The 24,814-nt window shown below is 70.3% G+C and carries 23 protein-coding genes; 10 read left to right on the top strand and 13 right to left on the bottom strand.

Features of this window, described 5'->3' with window-relative positions:
- Positions 1-25: 25 nt before the first annotated feature.
- Both cueR and BM144_RS10145 read right to left on the bottom strand, forming a co-directional pair.
- Positions 26-490 carry a Cu(I)-responsive transcriptional regulator gene (gene cueR, locus BM144_RS10150; protein WP_092951749.1) on the bottom strand — a complete coding sequence of 155 codons (465 nt, stop codon included), beginning with the start codon at positions 488-490 and terminating at the stop codon, positions 26-28.
- Positions 487-702, bottom strand: a complete 216-nt coding sequence (locus BM144_RS10145) for a heavy-metal-associated domain-containing protein (protein WP_092951747.1) — start codon at positions 700-702, stop codon at positions 487-489. The genes cueR and BM144_RS10145 overlap by 4 nt, the downstream gene beginning before the upstream one ends.
- A 156-nt stretch (positions 703-858) precedes the next feature.
- Here BM144_RS10145 and BM144_RS10140 point away from each other — a divergent pair, with 156 nt between their 5' ends.
- Both BM144_RS10140 and BM144_RS10135 read left to right on the top strand, forming a co-directional pair.
- A complete protein-coding gene (locus BM144_RS10140) occupies positions 859-3,180 on the top strand; it encodes a heavy metal translocating P-type ATPase (protein ID WP_092951745.1) in 2,322 nt (773 codons plus the stop codon).
- A gap of 106 nt (positions 3,181-3,286) precedes the next feature.
- The gene (locus tag BM144_RS10135; protein WP_092951743.1) at positions 3,287-4,936 is read left to right on the top strand and encodes a methyl-accepting chemotaxis protein; all 1,650 of its coding nucleotides are present in this window, start codon (positions 3,287-3,289) and stop codon (positions 4,934-4,936) included.
- 500 nt (positions 4,937-5,436) lie between these two features.
- Here BM144_RS10135 and BM144_RS10130 read toward each other — a convergent pair whose 3' ends face one another.
- The 4 genes from BM144_RS10130 to BM144_RS10115 all read right to left on the bottom strand — a co-directional run bounded on the left by BM144_RS10130 (position 5,437) and on the right by BM144_RS10115 (position 12,036).
- On the bottom strand, positions 5,437-5,952 hold the full coding sequence (locus BM144_RS10130; RefSeq protein WP_092951741.1) for a type VI secretion system amidase effector protein Tae4: 516 nt from the start codon (positions 5,950-5,952) through the stop codon (positions 5,437-5,439).
- 339 nt (positions 5,953-6,291) lie between these two features.
- A complete protein-coding gene (locus tag BM144_RS10125) occupies positions 6,292-9,384 on the bottom strand; it encodes an efflux RND transporter permease subunit (protein WP_092951739.1) in 3,093 nt (1,030 codons plus the stop codon).
- Positions 9,381-10,589: an efflux RND transporter periplasmic adaptor subunit gene (locus tag BM144_RS10120; protein WP_092951737.1), complete on the bottom strand. Its 1,209-nt coding sequence runs from the start codon at positions 10,587-10,589 to the stop codon at positions 9,381-9,383. The genes BM144_RS10125 and BM144_RS10120 overlap by 4 nt, the downstream gene beginning before the upstream one ends.
- A 64-nt stretch (positions 10,590-10,653) precedes the next feature.
- Positions 10,654-12,036 carry a TolC family protein gene (locus BM144_RS10115; protein ID WP_092951735.1) on the bottom strand — a complete coding sequence of 461 codons (1,383 nt, stop codon included), beginning with the start codon at positions 12,034-12,036 and terminating at the stop codon, positions 10,654-10,656.
- A gap of 189 nt (positions 12,037-12,225) precedes the next feature.
- Between BM144_RS10115 and BM144_RS10110 the strand changes: the two genes are divergently transcribed.
- Positions 12,226-12,942 carry a response regulator transcription factor gene (locus BM144_RS10110; protein ID WP_092951733.1) on the top strand — a complete coding sequence of 239 codons (717 nt, stop codon included), beginning with the start codon at positions 12,226-12,228 and terminating at the stop codon, positions 12,940-12,942.
- A complete protein-coding gene (locus BM144_RS10105; RefSeq protein WP_092951731.1) occupies positions 12,939-14,426 on the top strand; it encodes a sensor histidine kinase in 1,488 nt (495 codons plus the stop codon). The genes BM144_RS10110 and BM144_RS10105 overlap by 4 nt, the downstream gene beginning before the upstream one ends.
- 17 nt (positions 14,427-14,443) lie before the next feature.
- Here the strand turns inward: BM144_RS10105 and BM144_RS10100 are convergent, their stop codons facing one another.
- The 7 genes from BM144_RS10100 to BM144_RS10070 form a co-directional block, all read right to left on the bottom strand.
- Positions 14,444-15,196 carry a sulfite exporter TauE/SafE family protein gene (locus BM144_RS10100; RefSeq protein WP_092951729.1) on the bottom strand — a complete coding sequence of 251 codons (753 nt, stop codon included), beginning with the start codon at positions 15,194-15,196 and terminating at the stop codon, positions 14,444-14,446.
- 31 nt (positions 15,197-15,227) lie between these two features.
- Complete coding sequence (locus BM144_RS10095; RefSeq protein WP_092951867.1) at positions 15,228-15,545, bottom strand: NIPSNAP family protein; 318 nt, start codon at positions 15,543-15,545, stop codon at positions 15,228-15,230.
- Positions 15,546-15,706: 161 nt separating this feature from the next.
- Positions 15,707-16,822, bottom strand: a complete 1,116-nt coding sequence (locus BM144_RS10090) for an alkene reductase (protein WP_092951727.1) — start codon at positions 16,820-16,822, stop codon at positions 15,707-15,709.
- A 339-nt stretch (positions 16,823-17,161) separates the two neighbouring features.
- Positions 17,162-17,770: a glutathione transferase GstA gene (gene gstA / locus BM144_RS10085; protein ID WP_092951725.1), complete on the bottom strand. Its 609-nt coding sequence runs from the start codon at positions 17,768-17,770 to the stop codon at positions 17,162-17,164.
- 89 nt (positions 17,771-17,859) lie between these two features.
- On the bottom strand, positions 17,860-18,330 hold the full coding sequence (locus BM144_RS10080) for a RidA family protein (protein WP_092951723.1): 471 nt from the start codon (positions 18,328-18,330) through the stop codon (positions 17,860-17,862).
- 33 nt (positions 18,331-18,363) lie between these two features.
- Entirely contained in the window at positions 18,364-18,660 is a 297-nt protein-coding gene (locus BM144_RS10075; protein WP_139225687.1) for a YkgJ family cysteine cluster protein, read from the bottom strand.
- A 13-nt stretch (positions 18,661-18,673) separates the two neighbouring features.
- The gene (locus tag BM144_RS10070; RefSeq protein ID WP_092951719.1) at positions 18,674-19,255 is read right to left on the bottom strand and encodes an NADPH-dependent FMN reductase; all 582 of its coding nucleotides are present in this window, start codon (positions 19,253-19,255) and stop codon (positions 18,674-18,676) included.
- A gap of 261 nt (positions 19,256-19,516) precedes the next feature.
- Here BM144_RS10070 and mnmG point away from each other — a divergent pair, with 261 nt between their 5' ends.
- The 6 genes from mnmG to BM144_RS10040 all read left to right on the top strand — a co-directional run bounded on the left by mnmG (position 19,517) and on the right by BM144_RS10040 (position 24,785).
- Entirely contained in the window at positions 19,517-21,484 is a 1,968-nt protein-coding gene (gene mnmG / locus BM144_RS10065; RefSeq protein ID WP_092951717.1) for a tRNA uridine-5-carboxymethylaminomethyl(34) synthesis enzyme MnmG, read from the top strand.
- Positions 21,485-21,510: 26 nt separating this feature from the next.
- Positions 21,511-22,176 carry a 16S rRNA (guanine(527)-N(7))-methyltransferase RsmG gene (gene rsmG, locus BM144_RS10060; RefSeq protein ID WP_092951865.1) on the top strand — a complete coding sequence of 222 codons (666 nt, stop codon included), beginning with the start codon at positions 21,511-21,513 and terminating at the stop codon, positions 22,174-22,176.
- Between the two features lie 29 nt (positions 22,177-22,205).
- A complete protein-coding gene (locus BM144_RS10055) occupies positions 22,206-22,820 on the top strand; it encodes a LysE family transporter (protein ID WP_092951715.1) in 615 nt (204 codons plus the stop codon).
- A 56-nt stretch (positions 22,821-22,876) separates the two neighbouring features.
- A complete protein-coding gene (locus BM144_RS10050) occupies positions 22,877-23,647 on the top strand; it encodes a ParA family protein (RefSeq protein ID WP_092951714.1) in 771 nt (256 codons plus the stop codon).
- Between the two features lie 110 nt (positions 23,648-23,757).
- Positions 23,758-24,300 (top strand): RBBP9/YdeN family alpha/beta hydrolase, encoded by a 543-nt coding sequence (locus BM144_RS10045; protein ID WP_092951712.1) that lies wholly within the window; start codon positions 23,758-23,760, stop codon positions 24,298-24,300.
- Complete coding sequence (locus BM144_RS10040; RefSeq protein ID WP_245783611.1) at positions 24,282-24,785, top strand: hypothetical protein; 504 nt, start codon at positions 24,282-24,284, stop codon at positions 24,783-24,785. The genes BM144_RS10045 and BM144_RS10040 overlap by 19 nt, the downstream gene beginning before the upstream one ends.
- Positions 24,786-24,814 lie beyond the last annotated feature (29 nt).

The raw sequence follows: 24,814 nt of genomic DNA, 5'->3' as shown, positions 1-24,814 counted from the left end.
ATCGGCCGGTTGGTTTTGCGGGGCTTCAGCCTCCCGCCGCCCCCGCCAGATCGTCCAGGATCGGGCAGTCCGGCCGCCCGTCGCCGTTGCAGCAGCCCACCAGCGATTGCAGCGTGCGCTGCATGGCCTGCATGGCGGCGATGCGCTGGCCCAGGTCGTCGATGTGGGCCTGCGCGATGCGTTTGACCTGGCGGCTCGCGCGGTCCTGGTCCTGCCAGAGGCCGAGCAGGGCGGCGATCTCCTCCATCGAGAAGCCCAGGTCGCGCGCGCGGCGGATGAAGCGCAGCGTGTGCACGTCGGCCTCGGTGTACTGGCGGTAGCCGCTTTCCGTGCGGGCCACGCTCTGCAGCAGCCCCAGCGACTCGTAGTGGCGCACCATGCGCGCGGAGACGCCCGCGCGCTCGGCCGCCGTGCCGATGGGGACCGGCCTGCCGCCGGCGGTGGCCGCCGCGGCAGAGCGGGCGGCCGGGGCGGCGCGGGCGGTGCTCATGGCGCGACCGTATAGCCTTCTTCGGCGATGGCGGCGGCCACGGCATCGCGCGGCTGGGCGGTATCGACCGTGACGCGGCCCGCGGGGCGGTCGATGGCCACGGTGGCGGCCGGATCGAGCTGGCGCACGGCCTGCGTGACGGCGCGCTCGCAGTGGCCGCAGGTCATGCCCTGGACCTGCAGGATGTGCTGTTGTGGCTGTTGCTCTGGCATGGAAAAGGCTCCTTGTCGTGCGCCGCGGAGGGCAGGGTGGGTTCGATGGAAGACGGAGACGCCATCGTGAACCCTGACATGGTGGCAGAGTCAAGCGCCGTCCGGCCTGCGGCGGGGCCTTGACCTTGCCATGATGTCAAGGGTTAAGGTGCCTCCATGGATGCTTCCCCTTCTCCCCCTGGCGCCCCCCGCCCGCCTGCTGCCGGGCCGGTGCCGTCCGCAGAACCGGCCCTGCACCTGGACCTGGGCATCGGCGGCATGACCTGCGCGAGCTGCTCCGGTCGCGTGGAGCGCGCGCTGCGCAAGGTGCCCGGCGTGCGCAGTGCCGAGGTCAACCTGGCCACCGAGCGCGCCCATGTGGTCTATGCCGCCCCCGCAGGCGGGGCGTCCGCGGGGATGATGGACGGGCTGCTGCGCCGCGCCGTGCGCAACGCGGGCTACGAGCCGCGCGCGGCCGATGCGCCCGAGTCGCCGCAGGACGCCTCGCCCTGGGCCGGTTTCGGCCCCGTGGCGGCCGGGATCGCCCTGTCGCTGCCGCTGGTGCTGCCGATGGCGGGCACCCTGGCGGGCCGCGACTGGATGCTGCCCGCGCTGCTGCAGTGGCTGCTGGCCACGCCGGTGCAGTTCGTGCTGGGCGCGCGCTTCTACCGCGCGGGCTGGCATGCGCTGCGGGTGCGCGCCGGCAACATGGATTTGCTGGTGGCCATCGGCACCAGCGCGGCCTACGGGCTCTCGCTGTGGCTGTGGCTCACGGCCGGCCATGGCGCAGGGGCGGGGCACGCGCCGCACCTGTATTTCGAGGCGTCGGCCGTGGTGATCACGCTGGTGCTGCTCGGCAAATGGCTGGAGGCGCGCGCCAAGCGGCAGACCACGGCGGCGATCCGCGCGCTGCACGCGCTGCGGCCCGAGGCGGCCCACTGGATGGGCCCGGACGGCGAGGTGGACGTGCCTGTGGCCGAGGTGATGGCCGGCGACCGCATCGCCGTGCGCCCCGGCGAGCGCATCCCGGTGGACGGCACGGTGCTGGAAGGCCGCACGCAGGTGGACGAATCCATGCTCACGGGCGAGCCGCTGCCGGTGGCGCGCGGGCCGGGCGATGCGCTCACGGGCGGCTCCGTCAACGGCGAGGGCCGGGTGGTGGTGCAGGTGACGGCCGTGGGCGCCGAGACGGTGCTGGCCCGCATCATCCGCCTGGTGGAAGACGCGCAGGCCGCCAAGGCGCCCATTCAGCGGCTGGTGGACCGCGTCTCGGCCGTGTTCGTGCCGGTGGTGCTGGTGCTGGCGCTGCTCACGCTGCTGGGCTGGCTCGCGGCCGGCGCGGGCGCGGAGGCCGCACTCATCCATGCCGTGGCGGTGCTGGTGATCGCCTGCCCGTGCGCCCTGGGGCTGGCGACGCCGGCCGCCATCATGGCGGGCACGGGCGTGGCGGCGCGGCACGGCATCCTCATCAAGGACGCGGAGGCACTGGAGACGGCCCACCGCGTGGACACCGTGGCCTTCGACAAGACCGGCACGCTCACGCTGGGCCAGCCCGTGCTGCGCGCCTTCGAAGCCGTGCCCGAAGCGGCGGCCGACGCCGATGCCTTGCTGGCCGTGGCGACTGCGCTGCAGGCCGGCAGCGAGCACCCGCTGGCACGCGCCACGCTGCGGGCGGCACGGGACCGGGGCGTGCCCACCCCCGCGGCCGCGCAGGGCGTGCGCGCCGTGCCCGGGCTGGGCACCGAAGGCGAGGTGGAGGGCGTGGCCTGGTGCGTGGGTAGCCTGCGCTGGATGGAGGCGCAGGCGGCCGAAGTGCCCGCCGCGCTGACCGCCCGCGCGGCGGCGCTGCAGGAAGAGGGCGCCACCGTCTCTGCGCTGGCCGAAAGGTTGCCCGGCGGCAACGCGGCCGTGCGGGCGCTGCTGGCCTTCGGCGACGAGCCCAAGCCCGGGGCGGCCGCGGCGATCGCTGCCCTGCGGGCGCGGGGCCTGCGCACGGTGATGGTCTCGGGCGACAACCGCGGCGCGGCCGAGGCCATGGCCCGCCGGCTCGGCCTGCGGCCCGGGTCGGGCGAGGTGATGGCCGAGGTGCTGCCCGCCGACAAGGCGGCGTGCATCGCCCGGCTGCGGAGGCCTGGCGCGGATGGGGCGGCTGCGCCGCGCGTGGTGGCGATGGTGGGCGACGGCGTGAACGATGCCCCGGCGCTCGCCGCGGCCGATGTGGGCATCGCCATGGGCAACGGCACCGATGTGGCCATGCACGCGGCCGGCGTCACGCTGATGCGCGGCGATCCGGCGCTGGTGGCGGCGGCATTCGACATTTCCCGCCGCACGGTGGGCAAGATACGGCAGAACCTGTTCTGGGCCTTCGCGTACAACGTGGCCGGGATACCGCTGGCGGCGCTGGGCTACCTCAGTCCGGTGGTGGCTGGCGCGGCCATGGCGCTCAGTTCCGTGAGCGTGATGGCAAATGCCCTGCTTTTGAAGCGATGGCGCCTTTGAGAATTCCATTCCCTTCGGTTACGCTTGGCGATCACGCTGCTACGTTTTGTTTCATCCACGCGCCGGCCTTGGGGAGGCGCGCTGTCGGGATTTGAGGAAGACAACCATGAAATTCGATTCGCTCATGCGCGGGTTCACGATCCGGGTGCGCATGCTCGGGGCCATTGCCGTGGTGCTGGGGCTGCTGGGGCTGCTCGGCGGCGCGGGCATGCTGGGCATGTTCCGCATCCATGCGATGAGCGAGGACTTCATCGGCCACTCCTTCGCCGAGGTGAGCGCCATGGCCGAACTGCGCGGCGAGATGGGCGCCATCCGCCAGCATGAGAAGGACATGATCATCCAGTACGAGAAGCCCGAAGGCGTGCGGCAGGCCAATGCCGCGTGGGTGGCCAGTCTCGACCGTGCGAAGAAGGTGGCCGCGCGCTTCCAGGACGGGGGCCAGGACCGCGACAATCAGCTGGCCGCCGACATCGTGAAGCGGCTCGACGCCTACCGCGCGCAGTTCTCCAGCGTGGCCCGGCAGCTGGAGGCCGGCGGCTACGACAGCGCCACCATCGCCAACCGCATGAGCACGCGGGCCGTGGCCGAGTTTGCCGAAGCCGACAAGCTGCTCGCGCAGCTCGACGACGCACTGCGCAAGGAAGTGGCCGAAGTCACCGAACGCCAGCAGACCGTGTCCCAGCAGACCAAGTGGCTCTTCGCTCTGGCCGTGGTGATCACCGTGCTGGTGGTGGTGCCGCTCACGCTGCTCAACATGAATTCGATCTGCCGGCCGCTCGTGGAAGCGCGCCGCATGGCCCAGGCCATCGCGGGTGGCGACCTGTCGCAGCGCCTGCACGTGGAAGGCCGCGACGAGGTGGCCGACCTGCAGCGCTCGCTGCAGGGCATGCAGCAGGGACTGAGCGCGCTCGTGTCGCAGGTGCGCGATGCCAGCGGCAGCATCGCCACGGCCAGCCAGGAGATCGCCTCGGGCAACCAGGACCTGTCCTCGCGCACAGAGCAGACGGCCAGCAACGCCCAGGAAGCCGTGGCTTCGCTCTCCGAACTCACAGGCACCGTGCAGCAGACCGCCTCGTCCTCGCAGGTGGCCAACCAGCTCGTGGCATCGGCCTCGGGCATCGCCACGCGCGGCGGCAACGTCGTGGAGCAGGCCGTGGCCAGCATGCACGAGATCTCGGCGTCGAGCCGCAAGATCAGCGACATCATCGGCCTGATCGACTCGATCGCCTTCCAGACCAACATCCTCGCGCTGAACGCGGCCGTGGAAGCCGCCCGCGCGGGCGAGCAGGGCCGAGGCTTCGCCGTCGTGGCCGGCGAGGTGCGCAACCTCGCGCAGCGCAGCGCCCAGGCCGCCAGCGAGATCAAGGGCCTCATCAGCTCCAGCGTGACCGCCGTGAACGGCGGCGTGCGCCACGTGGAGGACGCCGGCGCGGCCATGAAGGAAATCGTGGAGAGCGTGCAGCGCGTCTCGGACATCATCGGCGAGATCAATTCCGCCGCATCGGAACAGTCCGCCGGCATCGGGCAGGTCAACGGCTCGGTGGGCGAGATCGACCGCATGACCCAGCAGAACGCCGCCCTGGTGGAGCAATCCGCCGCCGCCGCCGAATCCCTGCGCGAACAGGCCGCGCGGCTGTCGCAGGTGGTGCAGCAGTTCCATCTGGATGGCGGCGCGGCGGATGCAGGCGTGCACGGTCATGTGGGTGCGCCGGCGCTGGCGCAGGGGAACGGACGGACGGCCTTGCTGTCGGCTTGAGGGGGCTCAGCTGCCGGAGGGCGAAGCGCTTCCTTTTCCTCAGCGGTATCCCAGGATCGCACCGAGTGCCAGGAAAATTGCGAAGGTCATCAATGACCAGAGGTACGCGGCATTGATGTCCGAGTCGGACCGTATGAACCGGGGGCCGCACCAATGCGCGAATGCTTCCACGACGCAATGGGCAAGCGCGCCTGCAATCAACGCGCCGCATAAGGCTCTAGAAACACGTTTCACGGTGGCCATCAAAAGCCTTTGAAAGAAGCAACCGCGATCTCATCGTTTCGCTGACCGGCTGCGGGAGCTTACCCATCGGGCTCCCACCGCAGCGCCCAGCACTGCCCCTGTGGGCATGACTCCGAGAAAGAGCACCTTGGTCCAGAAACTGGCGTGCTCTTCTCCTCGTCCATGCGGCGAGGCAAATAGAAATCCGTAAGCAGCGAAGAGCAATACGGCCAACACAACCCCGCAGATGGATCCAAAAAAAGTGTAGATGGCTTTTCTCATGGCAAATGCCAGAACCAGATGGATTGAGACTTCTGCACGTCTGATATGTCGCTGAAGAGGCTGTGGAGGCCAAAGTTTCCTATGCGCAAATGCACGCGGCTCCAGGACCACCAATCAGTCCAGCGGCTGCCATTCCAAAGGTCGATGTGATCGCCCTGGGTGCCTGGGCCCCAATAGTTTTGGAAGAAGACGATGCCGGTTCGGCCTTTGATTCCGACTCTTCCCTCGGACTGATCGAAGGCTTCTTTTCCACCGAATTTTTCCACTCGTATCGGCAGGCCCGACCTCCCTGCGGCGAGCCAGCTTGCAAGCTCCTGCGCGCGTATCGGGTATTTCGTTGCATTCTTCTGCCACGACCATACCCCCCGAAAACTTTTGAAGTCCACGCCTGACCGCATCAATGCGGCGGACAGGTTGATGGCGCATTGGTTTTCATAGCTCCTGGGATCCAGAAGAGGGCTCTCTCCCCGGGTCGATGGGTGGTTGTTCCATAGGGTCAGGAAATGGGGCACGGTAGTTGTCGGTTCCAAACGGATGGCTGGGCTTGCTCCGCAGCCCGTTTTGGAACGGGGCAGTGTGCGATCGTATCCACGATGAAAGGTGTGACGGAGACACACTGCCTGCGGCCGGCGCAGCCAGTGGTGTGTGTCCGGGCCTGCGGGCTGCGGCGGGATCAGGCAAAGAAGATAACGTGATTCGATCGAAAGTCACGTGACTTTCAATCATGCTTTGCATAAAGATTGGGGTTCCCAAGCTTTGCTCGCTCCACAGCCTCTCCGCCTGCGCCAGAAACAAAAAAGCCTGTTCACGCCGCCCGATGCAGCGTGAACAGGCCATTCTTTTCTTGATGGTCAGGCTTCAACCAGGGCCTGCGATCCCTTTCTCTTCTCTTTCGGCCCGAACCACGCCACATACAGCGCCGGCAGCACCACCAGCGTCAACATCGTCGCCGTCACCAGCCCGCCGATCACCACGATGGCCAGGGGCCGCTGGGTTTCCGAGCCGATCTCGTGCGAGAGGGCCATGGGCAGCAGGCCCAGCATGGCCAGCAGGGCGGTCATGAGCACGGTGCGCAGGCGCTGCATGGAGCCCTGGCGCACGGCCTCCACCACGCTGGCGCCGCCGGCCTGCAGTTGCTGGAACACCGATAGCATCACCACGCCGTTGAGCACCGCCTGGCCCGAGAGCGCGATGAAGCCGATGGCGGCCGAGACCGACAGCGGGATGCCGAAGGCCCAGAGCGCCACGAAGCCGCCGATGAGCGCCAGGGGCACGTTCAGCAGGATGAGCGAGGCCATCTTGACCGACTTGAACGCGTCGAACAGCAGCACGAAGATCAGCAGCAGCGAGATGGGCACGACCACCGAGAGGCGCTTCATGGCGCGTTCCTGGTTCTCGAACTCGCCCGACCAGTTGACCTGGTAGTTGGACGGGATCTTCACGTTCTTCTCCACGCGGCCCTTCATGTCGGCCACCACCGAGCCCATGTCGCGCCCGGCGATGAAGATGCCGATGGCCGTGGTGCGGCGGCCGGCCTCGCGGGCGATGTTCATGGCGCCCGAGCTTTCGCGGATCTTCGCCACGTCGCCCAGTTGCACGTAGCCCCCGTCGGGCGTGGCGATGGGCGTGCGCGGCAGGTTGGCGATGGTGCGTTCGTCCGATGGCAGGCGCACGGCCACGGCGAACTTGCGCTCGCCTTCCCACAGGTTGGTGGCGGCCTTGCCGGCCAGGGCCGCCTCGATCACGTCCTGGATGTCGCTCACGTTCAGGCCGTAGCGCGCGGCGCGGTCGCGGTCGATGTCGATGAGCAGCTGCGGCACCTGGCCTTCGCGGTCGATCTCGGCGCGGGCCACGCCCTGCACCTGCTTGACCTCGCGCGCTATTTCTTCCGTGATGCGCTTCATCTCCACCAGGTCGTCGCCGGCCAGCTTGATGACGATCTGGCCCTTGATCTGCGAGATGGATTCGAGCACGTTGTCGCGGATGGGCTGCGAGAACGCGGGGTCGATGCCGGGGATGGCCGAGAGCGCACGGCCCATCTCCTCGGTGATCTTCTCGCGCGTCATGCCGGCGCGCCACTGATCCTCGGGCTTCAAGTCCACGAAGATTTCGGCCATGGGGATGGTCTTGGGGTCGGTGCCGTCCTCGGGCTGCCCGGCCTTGGAGACGGTGGTGCGCACTTCCGGCACGGACAGCAGCGCGCGGCGCGCCATGCGCAGGATGCGTGCCGCTTCGGCGGTGGACACGTTGGGCGAGAGGCTGAAGTTCACCCAGGTGGTGCCTTCGTCCAGCTCGGGCAGGAATTCCGAACCCAGCCGCGAGGCCGCGACCATCGCCACGCCGAACACCGCCAGCGCGATGATGACCACCGTGCGGCGGCGCGAGAGCGCCCAGTCCAGCACCGGCGCGTAGAGGCGCTTGGCGCGCGCCACCACGCGGTTGTCGCCGTGCGGCAGCTTGCGGCGCAGCAGCCAGTAGGCCAGCAGCGGCACCAGCGTGAGCGAGAAGACCAGCGAGCCGATGAGCGCGGTGGTGACCGACAGCGCCATGGGCTGGAAGATGCGGCCCTCGTGGCGCTGCAGCGCGAAGATGGGGATGTGCGCTGCGATGATGATGAGCATCGAGAACAGCGTGGGCCGGCCCACTTCGCCGGCGGCCTCGATGATGGTGTCGCGCCGGTCGCGGTCGTCCATGTCCTCGCCGCGCTCGGCCAGGCGGTGCATGATGTTTTCGATCACGATCACCGCGCCGTCCACGATGATGCCGAAGTCCATCGCCCCCAGGCTCAGCAGGTTGGCCGGCACGCCCATGATCTTCAGGCCCATGAAGGTGGACAGCAGCGCGAGCGGGATCACCACCACCACGGCCAGGCTGGCGCGCAGGTTCGACAGGAAGATGTAGAGCACCAGCGACACCAGCAGCGCGCCTTCCACGAGGTTGTGGAACACGGTGGTGAGCGTCTTGTCCATGAGCCAGGTGCGGTCGTAGAACGGCACGATCTGCACGCCCGGCGGCAGGCCGCGCGCGTTCAGGTCGGCGATCTTGTCCTTCACGCCCTTGAGCACCACGCTCGGGTTCTCGCCTTTGCGCATGACCACGATGCCGGTGACGATGTCGTCGTCCTGGTCCTGCCCCACCACGCCCAGTTGCGGCACGGCGCCGATGCGCACCTGAGCGATGTCGCGGATCAGCACGGGCGTGCCATTGCGCGAAGTCACCACGATGCGGCCGATGTCCTCGGCCGACCCCAGCAGGCCCAGGCCGCGGATGGTGTATTGCTGCGCGCCCTGCGCCACGTAGCTGCCGCCGGCGTTGGCATTGCTGCGGCCCAGCACGTCCAGCAGGTTCTGGAAGCTCACCTTGTACGCGCGCAGCTTGTCCATGTCGGGCTGCACCTCGTACTGCTTGATGGCGCCGCCCATGGCCACCACGTCCGCCACGCCGGGCACCTGGCGCAGCGCGCGCTCGACGGTCCAGTCCTCCAGGGTGCGGATGTCGGTGGTGGAGAGGCCGTCGCCCTTCAGGCGGTAGCGCATGATCTCGCCCACCGGCGTGGCGTTGGGTGCGATCTCGGCCTGGACGCCCGCGGGCAGGTCCACGGTGGAGAGGCGCTCGGCGACCTGCTGGCGCACGGTGTTCACGTTGGACGCATCGTCGTACGTGACCACGGTGAACGACAGCCCGAACTGCGTGTGCGAGAACACGCGGATCGAATTCGGCAGGCCCGCCAGCGCGGTTTCGATGGGCAGCGTGACCTGTTTTTCCACTTCCTCGGGCGCGCGGCCCGGAAAGAGCGCGATCACGGTGACCTGCGTGTCGGTCACGTCGGGAAACGCCTCCACCGAGAGGTTCTTGAACGCGATGACGCCCGCGAGCGCGAACAGCAGCACGCCCAGCACGATGAAGAGCGGCTGGTGCAGCGCGTAGTGGATCAGGCGCTTCATGGGGCCGCCTTCTTCGTGAGAGCGGCGTCTTCGGCCGCGGCCTGGAACTGGCGGGCCAGCAGCAGGGCGTTCTGGTTCACCACCGCCTCGCCGGCCTGCAGGCCCGAGGCGACGATGACCTCGCCTGGGCCTTCCTGCGCGAGTGCGACCTTGCGCGGCTCGAACACGCCGGCCTCGCGGCGCACGTAGACCACGTGCTGCGTGCCGTCGAGCACGATGGCGGCGGCCGGCACCACCACGCCGTTGGCGCGGCTTTCCTGTACGCGCGCGGTGGCCAGCATCTCGGCCTTCAGGCGGCGGTCGGCGTTGGGCACCACGCCGCGCACCTTGATCGTCCGGCTGCCGGGGTCGATGGCATCGGCCGTGGCCGTCACCTTGCCGGTGAAGCTGGTTCCGGGATAGGCGGGCACCTGCAGCACGAAGCTGTCCCCGGGCCGCAGGGAGGCCAGGTCGGCTTCCCGCGCATCGATCTGCACCCACAGCGAGGTGGGGTCGGTCACCACGAAGAGGGCGGGGCCGGACTGGTCCGGGCGCACTTCCTGGCCGGGGTTGAGGTTGCGCTCCACCACCACGCCGCCGATGCCGGCGGTGAGTGCGAGCTGCTGGTTCACCGCGCCGCCGCCGCCATAGAGGCGCGTGCGCGCCGCGGCGCGGGCTACTTCGGCACGGGCGCCAGCGGCATCGGCCTCGGCCTGCTCCAGGTCCTTGCGGGCGACGATGCCGGCCTCGAACAGCTCGCGCTGGCGCTTGAGCGATTGCTGCGACAGCGATTGCAGCGCCGTCGCCTTGGCGGTATCTGCCTGGGCCTGCCCGAAATCGGGCGATGCCAGCAGCGCGAGCGGCGCGCCCGCCTTCACGGCCTGGCCCAGGTCGGCGTGCATCGTGGTCACGCGGCCCGCGAAGGCGGGATAGATGCGCTGGGTGCGCTCCTCGTTCCAGACCAGCCGCGCGGGCAGCTCCACGGCCACGTCCTTGGCGGCGCGTGCCTCGGCGGTGCCGAGCAGCGCGAGCTGCGGGTGGCCCGCCGGGAACCGGAGCTGGCCGGACTGGACGACGGGCGGCGCGGGTTCGGCGGTGGGAGGCGCCTCGGCGGACGATTTGCCGCAGCCCGGCAGCAGGGCGCATGCGGCACCGATCGCGGCCAGGGCCAGCAGGCCGCGCGCGCGCGGGCGCCATGGGGAAAGGGAGGAGAGGGGAGCCATCATGGTCGGGATGTCCGGGAAGGAATGCGGTTGCGGGGCGGAAGGCAAGGGGGGCGGGCAGGCGGCTTCAGGGCATGCCGGTGAGCGACTGGGGCCGTGTGCGCAGCAGCCACGCGCCGCGCGCCTTGGCGTAGTCGGCACGGGCGGAGAGCGCATCGAGCAGCGTGGCGCGCAGCGTGCGCTGGGCGTCGAGCAGGTCGGTGAGCGCGATGGCGCCCTTGCGGTAGGCCAGCTCGGCGTTGTCGGCTACCTGGCGCGCGCGCGGCAGCACGCCCTGGTCGTAGTCGGCGGCGCGCCGCGAGGCGCTCTCCTGGGCCTGCCGCAGGTGCTGCAGGTCCAGCAGCGCGAGGCGGCGGGTGTTGTCCAGCGCGTCCTGGGCCTTGGCATAGTCGGCCTGGGCGCGGCCGATCTCGCCCTGGTATTGGTAGCCCCACTGCAGGGGGATCTGCACGCGCAGCTCGACCTGCCGGGTGGACGTGCCGGGGAAGTGGTCGATGGAAGCGCCCACCGTCCAGTCGGACTTGCGCAACGCGTCGGCCCCCTCCAGCGCGGCCTGGGCGGCTTGCGCGCGGGCCAGGGCGGCGCGCACATCGGCGCGCGTCTCGGCCCAGCTGGCCAGGTCGGCGTCGGTGGCGGGCTCATCGCTGCCCAGCGCGGGCCAGGGCGTGTCCACCGCTTCCAGGCGCGGGCCCCGGCTGCCGGTGACCTGCGCCAGGGCCAGGGCAGCGTCATCGCGGGCCTGCTCGGCCGAGCGCGTGTCGGCGCGTGCGCGGTCGGCCTCGATGCGGGTGCGGGCCGCATCCTGTGCCGACAGATCGCCCGCCTGCACGCGGCGGTCGGCCATGCGGGCCACGTCGGAGAGCCCGCGCTCGATGGCGGACACCTCCGCCAGCCGGTCCTGCGCGGCCAGCAGGTCGTAGTACGCCCCCAGGGCGGCCTGCAACTGCTGGATCTGCGTGTCTTCCACGTCGGCGTGGGCGGCATCGGCCGTGCGTTCGGCCGCCTGGGTGCGCAGGGCCCGCTTGCCGCCGCGCTCCCAGGTCCAGTCGATGCCCAGCGACTTGTCGATGCGCTTGCGGGTGAACACGTTGCCCGGCCCGGGGCCGTGCTGCAGATCGATGGAGCTGGCCTTGGTGGTCAACGAGGGCAGCGGGGCGTGGTCGGCGCTCAGCACGTCGGCGCGGGCGCCGGCCAGTTCCTGGCGGGCCTGCATGACTTCGCTGTTGTCGCGTGCGGCGGCGAGGGCCTGGGCCAGCGTCCAGCCGGTGCCGCGGGGCACGCCGGCCGGGCTGGAGGCCGTGGCGGGAGGGTTCGGGGCCGTGGCCTGGGCATGGGCTGCGGGCAGGCCGCCGAGGGCGCTGCAGGCCAGCAGGCCGGCGGCGAAGCGGGCGGCCGCCGAGGCCGGGGTGCCTGCTGCACGGCGAAGGACGGGGAGGGTGATGGGGCGCATGGCGCCTTTATCGGCCGGGCTGCCTGACCGCTGCCTGACCAGAAGCGTCCTTTCGCTGCGCAGACCCCCCGGCGCGCCCCCGCCCGGGGGACGGGGCCACCGCGCGGCGGGGTTCCCGCGCCACAATGCAGGCACGGTCCGCGGCGCGGACCCTCTTTTTCCAACCCCTGTTGCGGACCCTTCCAGCCCATGCGCATCCTCGTAGTCGAAGACGATGCCGTGCTGCGCGGCGTGATGCTGCGCAGCCTCACCGATGCGGGCCACCGCGTGGACGCCGCCACCACTGTGGCCGAGGCCGACCATTTCTGGAGCATCCAGCCCTTCGATGCGGTGCTGCTCGACCTGAACCTGCCGCAGGACGCGGCCCCGGCGAGCCCGCTGGGCAGCGGCCTCGCCGTCCTGCGGGCGGCGCGTGCGCGGGGCGACCGCACCCCGGTGCTGGTGCTCACCGCGCGCGACCGCACCGAGGAGCGCATCGCCGGCCTGGATGCGGGCGCCGACGACTACCTGGGCAAGCCCTTCGACCTGGCCGAGGTCGAGGCCCGCCTGCGCGCCCTGGTGCGGCGCACCCAGGGCGCCGACGACCGCACCCGCGCGGGCGGGCTCGTGCTGGACCGGCGCGCACGCCGCTTCACCCTGCAGGACGCGCCGTTCGAGCTGCCCGCGCGCGAGTTCGAAGTGCTCTGGGAGCTGATGACCCCGCCGGGCCGCGTGGTGAGCAAGCGCACCCTCTCGGACAAGCTCTCGGGTTTCGACGACCTGTTGGGCGACAACGCGCTGGAGGCCTTCATCTCGCGCCTGCGCAAGAAGCTGCAGGGCAGCGGCGCGGGCATCCGCACGCTGCGCGGCCTGGGCTACATGCTGGAGGCCGGCGCCCCCGGGGATGCGCCGACGGAGGCCGCATGAGCGCCGCCGGGCCGGACCCCCTGCCGCAGCAGCCATCGCAGCCGCCTTCCGGGCATGCGGCGACGGCGGGGCCGGCACCGTCACCGCCGTCGCTGCGTGCGCGCCTGCTGCGCCATGTGCTGGTGCCGCTCGCGCTGACCTGGTTCGCCGGCACGGCGATCTCGGTGCTGGTGGCCAACGGATTCACGCAGCGTGCCTTTGACCGCGCCCTGCTCGACGATGCCTATGCGGTGGCGGCCAACGTGCGCCTGAAGGAAGGGACGCTCGACCTGGCCCTGACCTCGCGCGAGCTGAAATCGGTGCTGTTCGACCAGGTGGAGACCGTGTACTTCGCCGTGCTGCGGCCCGATGGCACGCTGCTGGCGGGCAACGCCAGCCTGCCCGCGCCGCCGCCGCGGGGCGACGATGCCTACCGCTTCTCCGACATCAGCCACCGCGGCCGTGCGCTGCGGGCCGTGCGCGTGCTGGTGAACGACCCTCAGCCCTTCGAGGTGGTCACCGCGCAGACTGTGCATGCGCGCAGCGCCATGCTGCGCAGCGTGCTGCTCTACTCGGTGGTCTCGCAGGTGCTGCTGCTGGTCGCGCTGGCGCTGTGGCTGCGGCGCGCCATCCAGGACGACCTGCAGCCGCTGGCGGCCTTCCAGGCGGAGCTGTCGGCGCGTGCCGCGCGCGACCTCGACCCGGTGGCCGTGGAGGCCTCCACGCGCGACGTGCAGCAGCTGGGAGCCGCCGTCAACGGCCTGCTGGAGCGCGTGGCCCAGGGCGTGCGCGCGCAGCGCGAATTCGCCGGCAATGTCGCGCACGAGCTGCGCACGCCGCTCGCCGGCATCCGCGCGCTGGCCGCCTACGGCCTCGCCCACAAGGACCCGGCGGTCTGGCGCGAACAACTGGCCGGCGTGGCCGACAGCGAAGCGCGCGCCAGCCACCTCGTGGACCAGTTGCTCGCCCTGGCCCTGGCCGACGAGGTGCGCGGCGCCATGCCGCGCCAGCCCGTGGCGCTGGACGAGCTGGTGCAGGAGGCCGTGCTGCGCTTCCTGCCGCGTGCCGATGCGGCCGGCGTGGACCTGGGGGCGCGCGGGCTGGAGCAGCGCGTGGTGGTGCCGGGCCAGCCGCTGCTCATCGAAGGCGTGCTGGGCAACCTGATCGACAACGCGCTGCGCTACGGCCGGCCCGCGGAAGGCGGGCCGCCGCCCCGCATCACCGTGGAGATCGTGCGCGAAGCGGCTGGCGCCGTGGAGGGCGCGCCGGGCGGCTGCGTGGTGCTGGCCGTGGTGGACAACGGCCCCGGCATCGCGCAGGCGCAGCGCACCGATCTGCTGCAGCGCTGGGCCCAGGGCCGCGAAGGCGAGCGGCTGGGCCAGGGTGCGGGCCTGGGCCTGGCCATCGTCGCCCGCTATGCCGAACTGCTGGGCGCGCGCCTGGTGCTGGGCACCGGGCCGGACGGGCAGGGGCTGCGCGCGGGGCTGGTGTTCGCGATCGCGTAGGGGCCGGCTGGCCGGTGTCAGCCCAGCCGCGCCGCGAGCCGCGGCACCGACGCCGCCAGCAGCGCGACCCCCGACGCCGTGAGCAGGCCCAGCACCACCTGGCGGAAGCGGGCCTCGCTGATGCCGATGTAGAGGCGCGCGCCGAGCAGCGAGGGCACCAGCATCGCCGGGGCCACCACGGCGAACATCGGCAGCATGTCGCGCGTGACGATGCCGCCCGCGAGGTAGGTGCCCATGGTGACCAGCAGCATGGACAGATTGAAGTTCTGGATCACGGCGCGCTGGGTGTCTTTCTCGAAGCCGCGCAGCGTGCACCACAGCGTGGGCAGCACGCCCGTGAAGCCGCCGATGCCGCCCATGACCCCGCCCGCCAGGCCCACGGCGCCGTCGGCCCAGCGGCCGCCCGCGGTGATGCGCGGCAGGTGCCGCGCCAGCAGCATCGCAGGGCACCAGAGCACCAGCAATGTCCCGAGCACGGCCTTGAACGCGTCCACGTCCAGCCGCGGGAGCAGGGCGACGCCGAGCGGAATGCCGGCGAGGCCGCCGAGCACGAAGGGCCAGAGCAGGCCCAGGCGCATGCCGCGCCGCACGGAAAACGCCGACACGAGCTGCCCGGCGAGCGCGCCGAACACCGTCAGCGCGGCGGCCAGCCGGGGCTCCAGCACCCAGGCCCAGAACGACATGGCGACCATGCCGAAGGCGAACCCGGACAGGCCCTGCACGAAGCCGGCCACGGCCGCGCCCAGCGCGACGACGAAGAGGATTTCCATGCGACCGGACCGGTTGCCGCTGCCGGGCGTTTCAGCCCTGGTCCGCGCCGAAAACCGGCCGGAAGAAGCTGCGCTCGTAGCTCAGGATGCAGCGCGTCTCCTCGGCGTAGCGGAAGGCCGCCAGGCACTCGCCGTCCTGCAGCGATTGCTGGCGATAGGTTTCGTAGGCCGCGAACGAGGGGAAGGTGAACATCGCCAGCGCGATGTTGTTGGCGCCTTCGGACGGCAGGAAGTAGCCGTGGTGGCGGCCGCCGAACCGCTCGACCAGGGGGATCCAGAGCCGGCCGTAGTGCTCGAATTCAGCGAGCTTGTACGGGTCGATGACGTAGCGCAGGGTGCAGGTGATCATGGTGCTCGGCTTCACTATGGTTTTGATAGCTAATCATGCAATAAAGACGCCGGCATGGACAAAAAAACACTCCAGATCGTGGCCTGGACGGCACAAGGGGCCCTCGGAGGGCCCCTTGTGCATGGCTGGCCGTGGCCCCGGGGCCACGGCGGCGCGGCCGGTCAGCCGCCCAGGGTCGGGTAGTCGGTGTAGCCCTTTTCGCCGCCGCCGTAGAAGGTCTTGGAATCCCAGGGATTGAGCGGTGCGTCCTTGCGCAGGCGCTCGACGAGGTCGGGGTTGGAGATGAAGGGGCGGCCGAAGGCCACGATGTCGGCCTCGCCGCTTTCCACGGCCTGGGCGGCCAGTTGGGCGTCGTAGCCGTTGTTCACCATCCAGGCACCCCGGCCGCCCGCTTCGCGGTAGGCGGACTTGAGGGCGGCGTAGTCGAAGGGCCGTCCTTCCACATCGCGCGGGCCGCCCGTGGCGCCTTCGATGACGTGGATGTAGGCCAGGCCCAGCGGCGCGAGCTGGCGGATCACATAGTCGAACAGCGGCTGCGGATCGGCGTCCACGATGTCGTTGGCCGGCGTCACGGGCGACAGGCGGATACCCACCTTGCCGCCGCCGATGGCGTCCACTACGGCGCGCGTGGCCTCTAGCAGCAGGCGGGCGCGGTTCTCGATGCTGCCGCCGTAGTCGTCCGTGCGCTGGTTGGCGCCGGTCTTGAGGAACTGGTCGAGCAGGTAGCCGTTGGCGCCATGGATCTCCACACCGTCGAAGCCGGCCGTCTGCACGGCGTTGCGTGCGGCCGCGGCGTAGTCGTGGACGATGCCGGGCAGCTCTTCGAGCGCCAGGGCGCGCGGGGCCGAGGTGGGCACGAAGCGGCCCTCGCCGGTGGCGCGGTCCACCAGGTAGGTCTTGGACTGGGCGGTGACCGCCGAAGGCGCCACCGGAGCCTGGCCGTCCGGCTGCAGGTCGTTGTGGGAGATGCGGCCCACATGCCAGAGTTGCGTCACGATCTTGCCGCCACGCGCATGGACCGCCGCAGTGACCTTCTTCCAGCCGTCGAGCTGCTCGGTGCCGTAGAGGCCCGGCACGTCGGCATAGCCCTGGCCCTGGTGGCTGATGGCCGTGGCCTCGGTGATCAGCAGGCCCGCCGTGGCGCGCTGCGCGTAGTACGTGGCGGTGATGTCCTTGGGAATCGCCTGGGGAGACCGGTTGCGGGTCAGAGGAGCCATCGCGATGCGGTTCGCGAGCGCGATGTCGCCGGCCTGGACGGGATCGAACAGAGTGGTCATGGGCAGATGTTTCCTTGCGGTTCGTTGGGCTGCCGGGCGAGACGTGCCGCTGCGGCAGGAGGCACCGGAGGAGGGCGCCACGGCACCGAAATTAAACCGGATCGGCGGATGCTGCAGTGCGCCATCGCAAGACCCGAGGCGTCGGGGGAATGCCTGCACAGGCGTCAGCCTGCCGCGGTGGGCTGTGCTAGGCAGCCGGCCCGCCAAGCCGGGAGCGTGTGCTCTGCGCAGACCGGAGAGGCCCACCCCATCGAACGGAAGCGGCGGAAGGTTTCACGTGGAACAACACCCCGCCACCCTAGGCCGGGGCGAAGCGCACCGCGCTCCGCATTCCCGGGGTTACTTCAGCAGGCCTTCGGCCTTGAGCGCGCTCTGCACGGCGGGGCGCGCACCGACGCGTTCCAGGTAGGCGCCCAGGTTCTTCAGGTGGGTGATGTCCAGGCCCACGTGCTTTGCCCAGCCACAGACGGTGAACAGGTAGCCGTCGGCAACGCTGAAATGCTCGCCCAGCAGCCAGTCCCGGCCGGCGAACTGCCCGTCCACCCATTGCAGGCGGGACAGCAGCTTCTCGCGCACGATGGTCTTGTAGTCATCGGGCGTGGCGGGGTTGAAGAGCGGGCTGAAACCCTTGTGCAGTTCGGTGCTGATGAAGTTCAGCCACTCCTGCAGGCGGTAGCGCGCCAGGGTGCCGTTGGCCGGGGCCAGGTTCTTGAGGGGGGCCTGGTCGGCGATGTACTGGACGATGGCCGGGCCTTCGCGCAGGCGGGTGCCGTCGTCGAGTTCGAGCAGGGGGACGTAGCCCAGCGGGTTGATCGTGTAGTAGTCCGTGCCGTCCTGGAGTTTGTGGCTCTTGGTGCTGGCGAGCACGGGGGTGAAGGCCAGGCCGGCTTCGTGCAGGGCGATGTGGGGGGAAAGCGAGCAGGCACCGGGACTGTAGTAAAGCTTCATGGTCAGGTTCTGAAGGCAATGGACAAGCCCGGCATCCTATAGCGAACCGTGCTTCTCTGCTGCCGCCCGGCCGGGTTGCAGACGCCGGCCTACAAGGCGCTGGCGATCAGGTCGATCTCGACGGTGGCGCCCTTGAGAAGCTCCAGCACGCCCACCGAAGTGCGCGTATGCGCGCCGGCCTCCTGCAGCACGCGCACCAGCAGGTCGGAGGCGGCGTCCGCCACTTCGCTCTGCTGGGTGAAGCCCTCGGCCGAGCGCACATAGACGGTGATGCGCAGCAGGCGCGCTACATGGTCCAGCGAGCCCAGCGTCTGCCGCAGCAGCGCGAGCGCGCGCATGGCGCAGATGCGGGCGGCGCGCTGCGCCTCGGCCAGCGGAACCTCGCCGCCTGCGCGGCCCGTCACCACCACCTCGTTGCCGACACGGGGAATCTGGCCACTCACATAGACCTCGTTGCCGTGGCGCACGGTGGGCGTGTAGTTGCCGCCGATCTTGATCTCTCCGTTGAAGTCGTAGCCCAGTTCCCGGGCAATGGCTTGAAACTCGGCTTCGCGTGACATGGCGGCTTTCTGGACAGTGGCGGAGCGCCCAGTTTACGGGCCGGCGCGGGGTGGCCGGACCGATCCCAAGTCGGGCGCGGTGAGGGCTTCGAGCCGGCCGAGCCACGCGATGGCGTGCGCCCGCGTGTCCCCGCACATGGCCGTGCCCGGCTGCAGCGATCCGCAAACGGCCGGCCTGCCGGGCTGGCCGAAGACCTTGCAGCGCAGCGCTGCATCGAGCTGCACGCAGGGCACGCCTGCGGGCTTGCCCTCGGGCATGCCCGGAATGGGGCTGCTGATGGAGGGGGCGATGCAGCAGGCCCCGCAGCCTGCCCGGCACTCCTGGCCCATGCCGCCGCGGCCCTCAGCCAGCCAGGCGCTGGCCGGCCCAGAGCACCTGGTCCACCACCGCGCGCACGCGGTCGCGGTGGGCCGGCTCCACGAGAGCGCCCTCTGCATCGAAAGCATTGCCCGCATGGCCCAGTGCGAACGCCTTGGGGGCCAGCCAGCACTCCAGGTTGACGAGCAGGGGCGCCAAGTGGCCCTGCGAACGCAACCCGCCCAGCCCGCCCGGAGAGGCGCTCAGCATGCCCACCACCTTGCCCCGGAAGGGCAGGGTGCCGTCGCCCCACACGGGGTGCCCGGCAACGGGGCTGGAGGCCCAGTCGAAGGTGTTCTTGAGCAGGGCCGTGTAGCTGCCGTTGTATTCGGGCGAGCACACGATCCAGGCCGGGTGCGCGTGCAGGATCTCCTTCAGGCGCACCACGTCGCGCGGCGTGCCCTGCGATTCCAGATCGGCGTTGTAGAAGGGGATGTCTAAATCCGACAGTTCCAGCAGCGTGACCTCCGCACCGGCCTCGCGGGCGATGTCGGCGGTGGCGCGCGCCAGGCGGCGGTTGAAGGATTGCTGGCGGGCGCTGCCCGCGAAAACGAGGAGTTTTGGCATTGCGCGATTGCAGCACACCCCGAGGGCAGGATTCCTGCAAGCCGTGTTCCACGTGAAACATCGCCCGCCAAGACAGCCCGCAGGCAGGGCCATCGGCCGCGGCAGTGGCGCGCCCGGGGCCGAAGTGGGAAAATCGCGGGCTTTCCCAACCTACCCGCCCGCGCCTCCCCCGGATCGCGCGGGCACGGCGCCCGCCGGCGGCCCGGCCTGCGCCCTGTCCCTATCGGGCCGCTCCCTCTTTCGAGGCCCCGGAGCCACTGCATGCTGTACCCCCAGGAATTTGATGTGATCGTTGTCGGCGGAGGCCATGCCGGCACCGAAGCCGCCTTGGCCGCCGCCCGCATGGGCAGCAAGACCCTGCTGCTCACCCACAACATCGAGACGTTGGGGCAGATGAGCTGCAACCCCAGCATCGGCGGCATCGGGAAGGGCCACCTCGTGAAGGAGGTGGATGCGCTGGGCGGCGCGATGGCACTGGCCACGGACGAGGGCGGCATCCAGTTCCGCATCCTCAACAGCTCCAAGGGCCCGGCCGTGCGCGCCACGCGCGCGCAGGCCGACCGGGTGCTCTACAAGGCGGCCATCCGCCGCATGCTGGAGAACCAGCCCAACCTGTGGCTTTTCCAGCAGGCCGTGGACGACCTGATGGTGGAGGGCGACCGCGTCGTGGGCGCGGTCACGCAGGTGGGCATCCGCTTCCGGTCGCGCACGGTGGTGCTGACGGCGGGCACCTTCCTGGACGGCAAGATCCACGTGGGCCTGAACAACTACGCGGCCGGCCGCGCGGGCGATCCGCCGGCAGTGAGTCTGTCGGCACGCCTGAAAGAGCTGCAATTGCCGCAGGGTCGGCTCAAGACCGGCACGCCGCCGCGCATCGACGGCCGCAGCATCGACTTCAGCCAGTGCGAGGAGCAACCCGGCGACGGCATGCCGGGCGGCGTGAACGAAGGCGCCGTGCCGGTGTTCAGCTTCATGGGCAGCGCGGCCATGCACCCGCGCCAGATGCCGTGCTGGATCACGCACACCAACGAGCGCACGCACGAGATCATCCGCTCGGGGTTCGACCGCAGCCCCATGTTCACCGGCAAGATCGAAGGCGTGGGGCCGCGCTACTGCCCCAGCGTGGAAGACAAGATCAACCGCTTCGCCGACAAGGACAGCCACCAGATCTTCCTGGAGCCCGAGGGCCTCACCACGCACGAGTTCTACCCCAACGGCATCTCCACGAGCCTGCCGTTCGACGTGCAGTACGACCTCGTGCGCTCCATGCGCGGGCTGGAGAACGCGCACATCCTGCGGCCCGGCTACGCCATCGAGTACGACTATTTCGACCCGCGCTCGCTCAAAAGCAGTTTCGAGACGCGGCAGATCCAGGGCCTCTTCTTCGCGGGCCAGATCAACGGCACCACGGGCTACGAAGAGGCTGCGGCACAGGGCCTGTTCGCGGGCATCAATGCCGCCCTGCAGTGCCGCGGCGAGGCGTCGTGGCTGCCGGGCCGTGGCGAGGCCTACCTGGGCGTGCTGGTGGACGACCTCATCACCAAGGGCGTGACCGAGCCCTACCGCATGTTCACGAGCCGGGCGGAGTTCCGGCTCCAGCTGCGCGAAGACAACGCCGACATGCGCCTGACGGAAGCCGGCCGCCGCATGGGCCTGGTGGACGATGCACGCTGGGACGCCTTCAGCCGCAAACGCGATGCCGTGGCGCGGGAGACCGAGCGCCTCAAGGCCACCTGGGTGAATCCGCGCATCCTGCCGGCCGAGGAATCCGCCCGCGTACTCGGCAAGGCCATCGAGCACGAATACAACCTCTTCGACCTGCTTCGCCGCCCGGACGTCACCTACGCTGCCCTCATGGGCATGGATGGCGGCAAGTACGCCTCCGCGGATGTTTCACGTGAAACACTCGGTGAACTGAGCGCTCCGGTGATCGAGCAGGTAGAAATTGCCGCCAAGTACGCGGGCTACATCGACCGCCAGAAGGACGAGGTGCAGCGGGCCTCGCACTACGAGACCCTGCAACTGCCGGGCGAGCTGGATTACATGCAGGTGGCCGCGCTTTCCATCGAAGTGCGCCAGAAGCTGCAGAAGCACCGCCCCGAGACGTTGGGCCAGGCTTCGCGCATCTCGGGGGTGACGCCGGCCGCCGTGTCGCTTCTGCTGGTGCATCTGAAGAAGGGCGGTTTCCGGGGCTTCACGGCCCAGCCTGCCGCGGAGGCCGCGGCGTGACGGCGGCCGTACCGGACGCAGGGCCCCTGGCGGCTCCGTTGCGCGAAGGTGCCGCGGCCCTGGGCCTGCAGCTGTCCGACGTGCAGCATGCGCAGTTGCTCGAATTTCTCGCGCTGCTGCAGAAGTGGAACAAGGTCTACAACCTCACCGCCGTGCGCGATCCGCAGGAGATGCTCACGCACCACCTGCTCGACAGCCTGGCCGCCGTCGCGCCGTTGCGCCGGCACCTGGCGGAGCAGGGCGCCGCCCCCGCGGGCGCGGTGCGCCGCCTGCTCGACGTGGGCTCCGGCGGGGGGCTGCCGGGCGTGGTCTTCGCCATCTGCTGCCCAGACCTGGACGTGAGTTGCGTGGACACCGTGGCCAAGAAGGCGGCGTTCATCCAGCAGTCGGCGGCGTCGCTGCGGCTGCGCAATCTGCACGGCATCCATGCCCGCGTGGAGAGCCTGTCCGGCCCGTTCGAGGTAGTGAGCTGCCGGGCCTTCGCGTCGCTGCCGGACTTCGTCACGTGGTCGCAATCGGCCCTGGCCGAGGGCGGTACGTGGCTCGCCATGAAGGGCAGGCACCCCGCGGACGAGATCGCGGCCCTGCCGCGCCAGGTCGAGGTGTTTCACGTGGAACCTCTGACCGTGCCGGGGCTGGACGCCGAGCGTTGCATCGTCTGGATGCGGCCGCACGGCAGACCGCTGGCTTAAACTCCCGCTTCCATTTTCCGGGGGTGCTCATGTTTGGCATAGCGGACTACGGCGCCTTCGTCGCCGCCATCGTGTTGTTCCTGGCCATTCCCGGCCCGGGCAATCTGGCGCTCGTCACCTCCACGGGCAAGGGCGGCGTGCGCGCCGGACTGGCGGCCACGCTGGGCGTGATCGCGGGCGATCAGGTGCTGCTGTGGATGGCCGTGGCTGGCGTGGCGGCCCTGCTCGCGGCGATGCCGGCCGTCTTCCATGCGGTGCAATGGCTCGGAGCGGCCTACCTGGCGTGGATGGGCGCGAAGATGCTGCTGGCGCGGCCCGGGTCGGCGCCCGTGCTCACCATCCAGCCGCGCCACTACTTCCGCCAGGCCGCGTTCATCACCGTGCTCAACCCCAAGGCCATCGTTTTCTACATGGCCTTCTTTCCGCTGTTCGTCGATCCGGCCCGGCACCGCGGGCTGCTGACCTTCGGTGTGATGGCCGCCACCATCGCGGCGCTCACCTTCCTCTACGGGTTGGCCGTGGTGCTGCTCACGCACCGCATGGCCGAGCGCATGCGTGCCCGGCCGGCCGTGGCCCGGGCGCTGGAAAAGCTCGCAGGCGTCTTCCTGATCGGGTTCGGCATCAAGCTGGCCGTGTCCCGGTAGCGCGGCGCGCAAGCTGACGCCACCGTCTTTCCCGCTTCTCTCTTTCTTCTCTCTCCATGGCCAAGATTTTCTGCATTGCCAACCAGAAGGGCGGCGTCGGCAAGACGACCACCTCCGTCAACCTCGCCGCGGGGCTTGCGAAGGTGGGCCAGCGCGTGCTGCTGGTGGACCTTGATCCCCAGGGCAACGCCACCATGGGCTCGGGGGTGGACAAGCGCTCGCTCGAACTCACGGTGTACGACGTGCTGCTGGAATCTGCGTCGGTGCAGGAAGCGGCCGTGCTGTCGGAGGCCTGCGGCTACCGCGTGCTGGGTGCCAACCGCGAACTGGCCGGCGCCGAGGTGGAGCTGGTGGCGCTGGAGCAGCGCGAGCGGCGCCTGAAGAGCGCGCTGGCGGCGGTGGACAAGGACTTCGATTTCATCCTCGTCGATTGCCCGCCCAGCCTCTCGATGCTGACCCTCAACGGACTGTGCAGCGCGCACGGCGTGATCGTGCCGATGCAGTGCGAGTACTTCGCGCTCGAAGGCCTCACCGACCTCGTCAACACCATCAAGCAGGTGCACGCCAACCTCAACAAGGACCTGCAGATCATCGGCCTGCTGCGCGTCATGTTCGACCCGCGCATCACGCTGCAGAACCAGGTCAGCGAACAGCTCAAGGACCACTTCGGCGACAAGGTGTTCGACACCGTGATCCCGCGCAACGTGCGCCTGGCGGAGGCGCCGAGCTACGGGCTGCCGGGCGTGGTGTTCGACCCTGGCGCCAAGGGGAGCCAGGCCTTCGTGGACTTCGCACGGGAGATGGTCAAGCGCGTCAAGCGCATGTGAGCCGGCCCGGCGGCACCCCGGGTGCCCCGAGGCCCCCAAAGTCATGGTTCGGCATGAAATGTGCTCCATGCCGCCGGATCCATTCAATAGTTTGCTATCAATAAAGTAGCATGAATACCAGCAACATCCTCGTCCTGCCGGGCTGGCAGAACTCCGGCCCCGACCATTGGCAAAGCCGCTGGGAGCGCCTGTACGGCTACCGGCGCGTGGAGCAGCACGACTGGATGCACCCGCTGCGTGGCGACTGGTCGGCCCGCCTGGAGGAGGTGGTGGGCGACGCCGACGGCCCCGTGCTGCTGGTGGCCCACAGCCTGGGCTGCATCCTGACGGCCTGGTGGGCGGCGCACACGCGGCACGCGGCCAAGGTGCGCGGCGCGCTGCTGGTGGCGCCCGGCGACGTGGACCGGCCCGACATTGCCGAAATGCTGCCCGGCTGGTCGCCCATCGCGCGCCAGCCGCTGCCGTTCCCGGCCACGCTGGTGGGCAGCCAGGACGACCCGTACTGCAGCCTGGAGCGCGCGCGGGACTTGGCGTCCGCCTGGGGCGCGCGCTTCGTGGACGCGGGCGCGCGCGGCCACCTGAATGCCGCCTCCGGGCTGGGCGACTGGGCCGAGGGGCATGCGCTGCTGGCTCCGTGGACGGAGCCGCGGTGATGCGCTGGCGGCGCTCCGGCGGGCCCCCGCCCGTCCGTGCATCCGCGTCCGGCGGCCGGCGTGCCCGCATCGCCTCCGCGCTGGCCGAGGGCGTGCAGATCGTCGCCGGTGGCGGCGCGCTCTTTTCCGCGTCGGCCGCGCTGGCGGTGGGCAAGGTGGCCCTGGCGGGGCTGCTCGCCCTGGTGGGCCTCGGCATCTGCGTGCGGCTGGCGCGCCATCGCCGCGCCGCGGCCGGCACCGTGCCGGCCGTGGCGCCGGGCCGGGCTGCTGCGCTGTCCGTTGCCGCGGCGCTTCTGGCGGTGCTGGAGGCCGCGCTGCTGGTCGAAGCCACGGGCCTGCCCGTGCGCCATGGCCAGCCCGGCTTCGAGCCGTCGAACTGGGCCTGGGTGCTGGGTGCCCTGGCCGTGCTCTTCTGGGGGCAGCGGGCGCTGCTGCTGCGCTGGGCCCGTCACCGCGGTGCCGCGGCAACCGGCGCTGCCCGCTGACTTTTCACACTTTCATTTCGGATCACATC

Origin of the sequence: Paracidovorax konjaci (assembly GCF_900112675.1) — a bacterium.
Taxonomy (GTDB): domain Bacteria; phylum Pseudomonadota; class Gammaproteobacteria; order Burkholderiales; family Burkholderiaceae_C; genus Paracidovorax; species Paracidovorax konjaci.
Note: the sequence above shows the minus strand (reverse complement) of the source record. Positions and strands in the feature narration are given on the sequence as shown.

Excerpts from the sequence above, each read along its gene's own strand:
- BM144_RS10110 (WP_092951733.1), top strand. The coding sequence starts at position 12,226 with ATGCGCATCCTCGTAGTCGAAGACGATGCCGTGCTGCGCGGCGTGATG.
- BM144_RS10075 (WP_139225687.1), bottom strand. The coding sequence starts at position 18,660 with ATGGGCCAGGAGTGCCGGGCAGGCTGCGGGGCCTGCTGCATCGCCCCC.
- BM144_RS10090 (WP_092951727.1), bottom strand. The coding sequence starts at position 16,822 with ATGACCACTCTGTTCGATCCCGTCCAGGCCGGCGACATCGCGCTCGCG.
- BM144_RS10080 (WP_092951723.1), bottom strand. The coding sequence starts at position 18,330 with ATGTCACGCGAAGCCGAGTTTCAAGCCATTGCCCGGGAACTGGGCTAC.
- BM144_RS10100 (WP_092951729.1), bottom strand. The coding sequence starts at position 15,196 with ATGGAAATCCTCTTCGTCGTCGCGCTGGGCGCGGCCGTGGCCGGCTTC.
- BM144_RS10070 (WP_092951719.1), bottom strand. The coding sequence starts at position 19,255 with ATGCCAAAACTCCTCGTTTTCGCGGGCAGCGCCCGCCAGCAATCCTTC.
- BM144_RS10055 (WP_092951715.1), top strand. The coding sequence starts at position 22,206 with ATGTTTGGCATAGCGGACTACGGCGCCTTCGTCGCCGCCATCGTGTTG.
- BM144_RS10095 (WP_092951867.1), bottom strand. The coding sequence starts at position 15,545 with ATGATCACCTGCACCCTGCGCTACGTCATCGACCCGTACAAGCTCGCT.
- BM144_RS10050 (WP_092951714.1), top strand. The coding sequence starts at position 22,877 with ATGGCCAAGATTTTCTGCATTGCCAACCAGAAGGGCGGCGTCGGCAAG.
- BM144_RS10115 (WP_092951735.1), bottom strand. The coding sequence starts at position 12,036 with ATGCGCCCCATCACCCTCCCCGTCCTTCGCCGTGCAGCAGGCACCCCG.
- BM144_RS10125 (WP_092951739.1), bottom strand. The coding sequence starts at position 9,384 with ATGAAGCGCCTGATCCACTACGCGCTGCACCAGCCGCTCTTCATCGTG.
- BM144_RS10135 (WP_092951743.1), top strand. The coding sequence starts at position 3,287 with ATGAAATTCGATTCGCTCATGCGCGGGTTCACGATCCGGGTGCGCATG.
- gstA (WP_092951725.1), bottom strand. The coding sequence starts at position 17,770 with ATGAAGCTTTACTACAGTCCCGGTGCCTGCTCGCTTTCCCCCCACATC.
- BM144_RS10140 (WP_092951745.1), top strand. The coding sequence starts at position 859 with ATGGATGCTTCCCCTTCTCCCCCTGGCGCCCCCCGCCCGCCTGCTGCC.
- mnmG (WP_092951717.1), top strand. The coding sequence starts at position 19,517 with ATGCTGTACCCCCAGGAATTTGATGTGATCGTTGTCGGCGGAGGCCAT.
- BM144_RS10105 (WP_092951731.1), top strand. The coding sequence starts at position 12,939 with ATGAGCGCCGCCGGGCCGGACCCCCTGCCGCAGCAGCCATCGCAGCCG.
- BM144_RS10145 (WP_092951747.1), bottom strand. The coding sequence starts at position 702 with ATGCCAGAGCAACAGCCACAACAGCACATCCTGCAGGTCCAGGGCATG.
- cueR (WP_092951749.1), bottom strand. The coding sequence starts at position 490 with ATGAGCACCGCCCGCGCCGCCCCGGCCGCCCGCTCTGCCGCGGCGGCC.
- BM144_RS10045 (WP_092951712.1), top strand. The coding sequence starts at position 23,758 with ATGAATACCAGCAACATCCTCGTCCTGCCGGGCTGGCAGAACTCCGGC.
- BM144_RS10120 (WP_092951737.1), bottom strand. The coding sequence starts at position 10,589 with ATGATGGCTCCCCTCTCCTCCCTTTCCCCATGGCGCCCGCGCGCGCGC.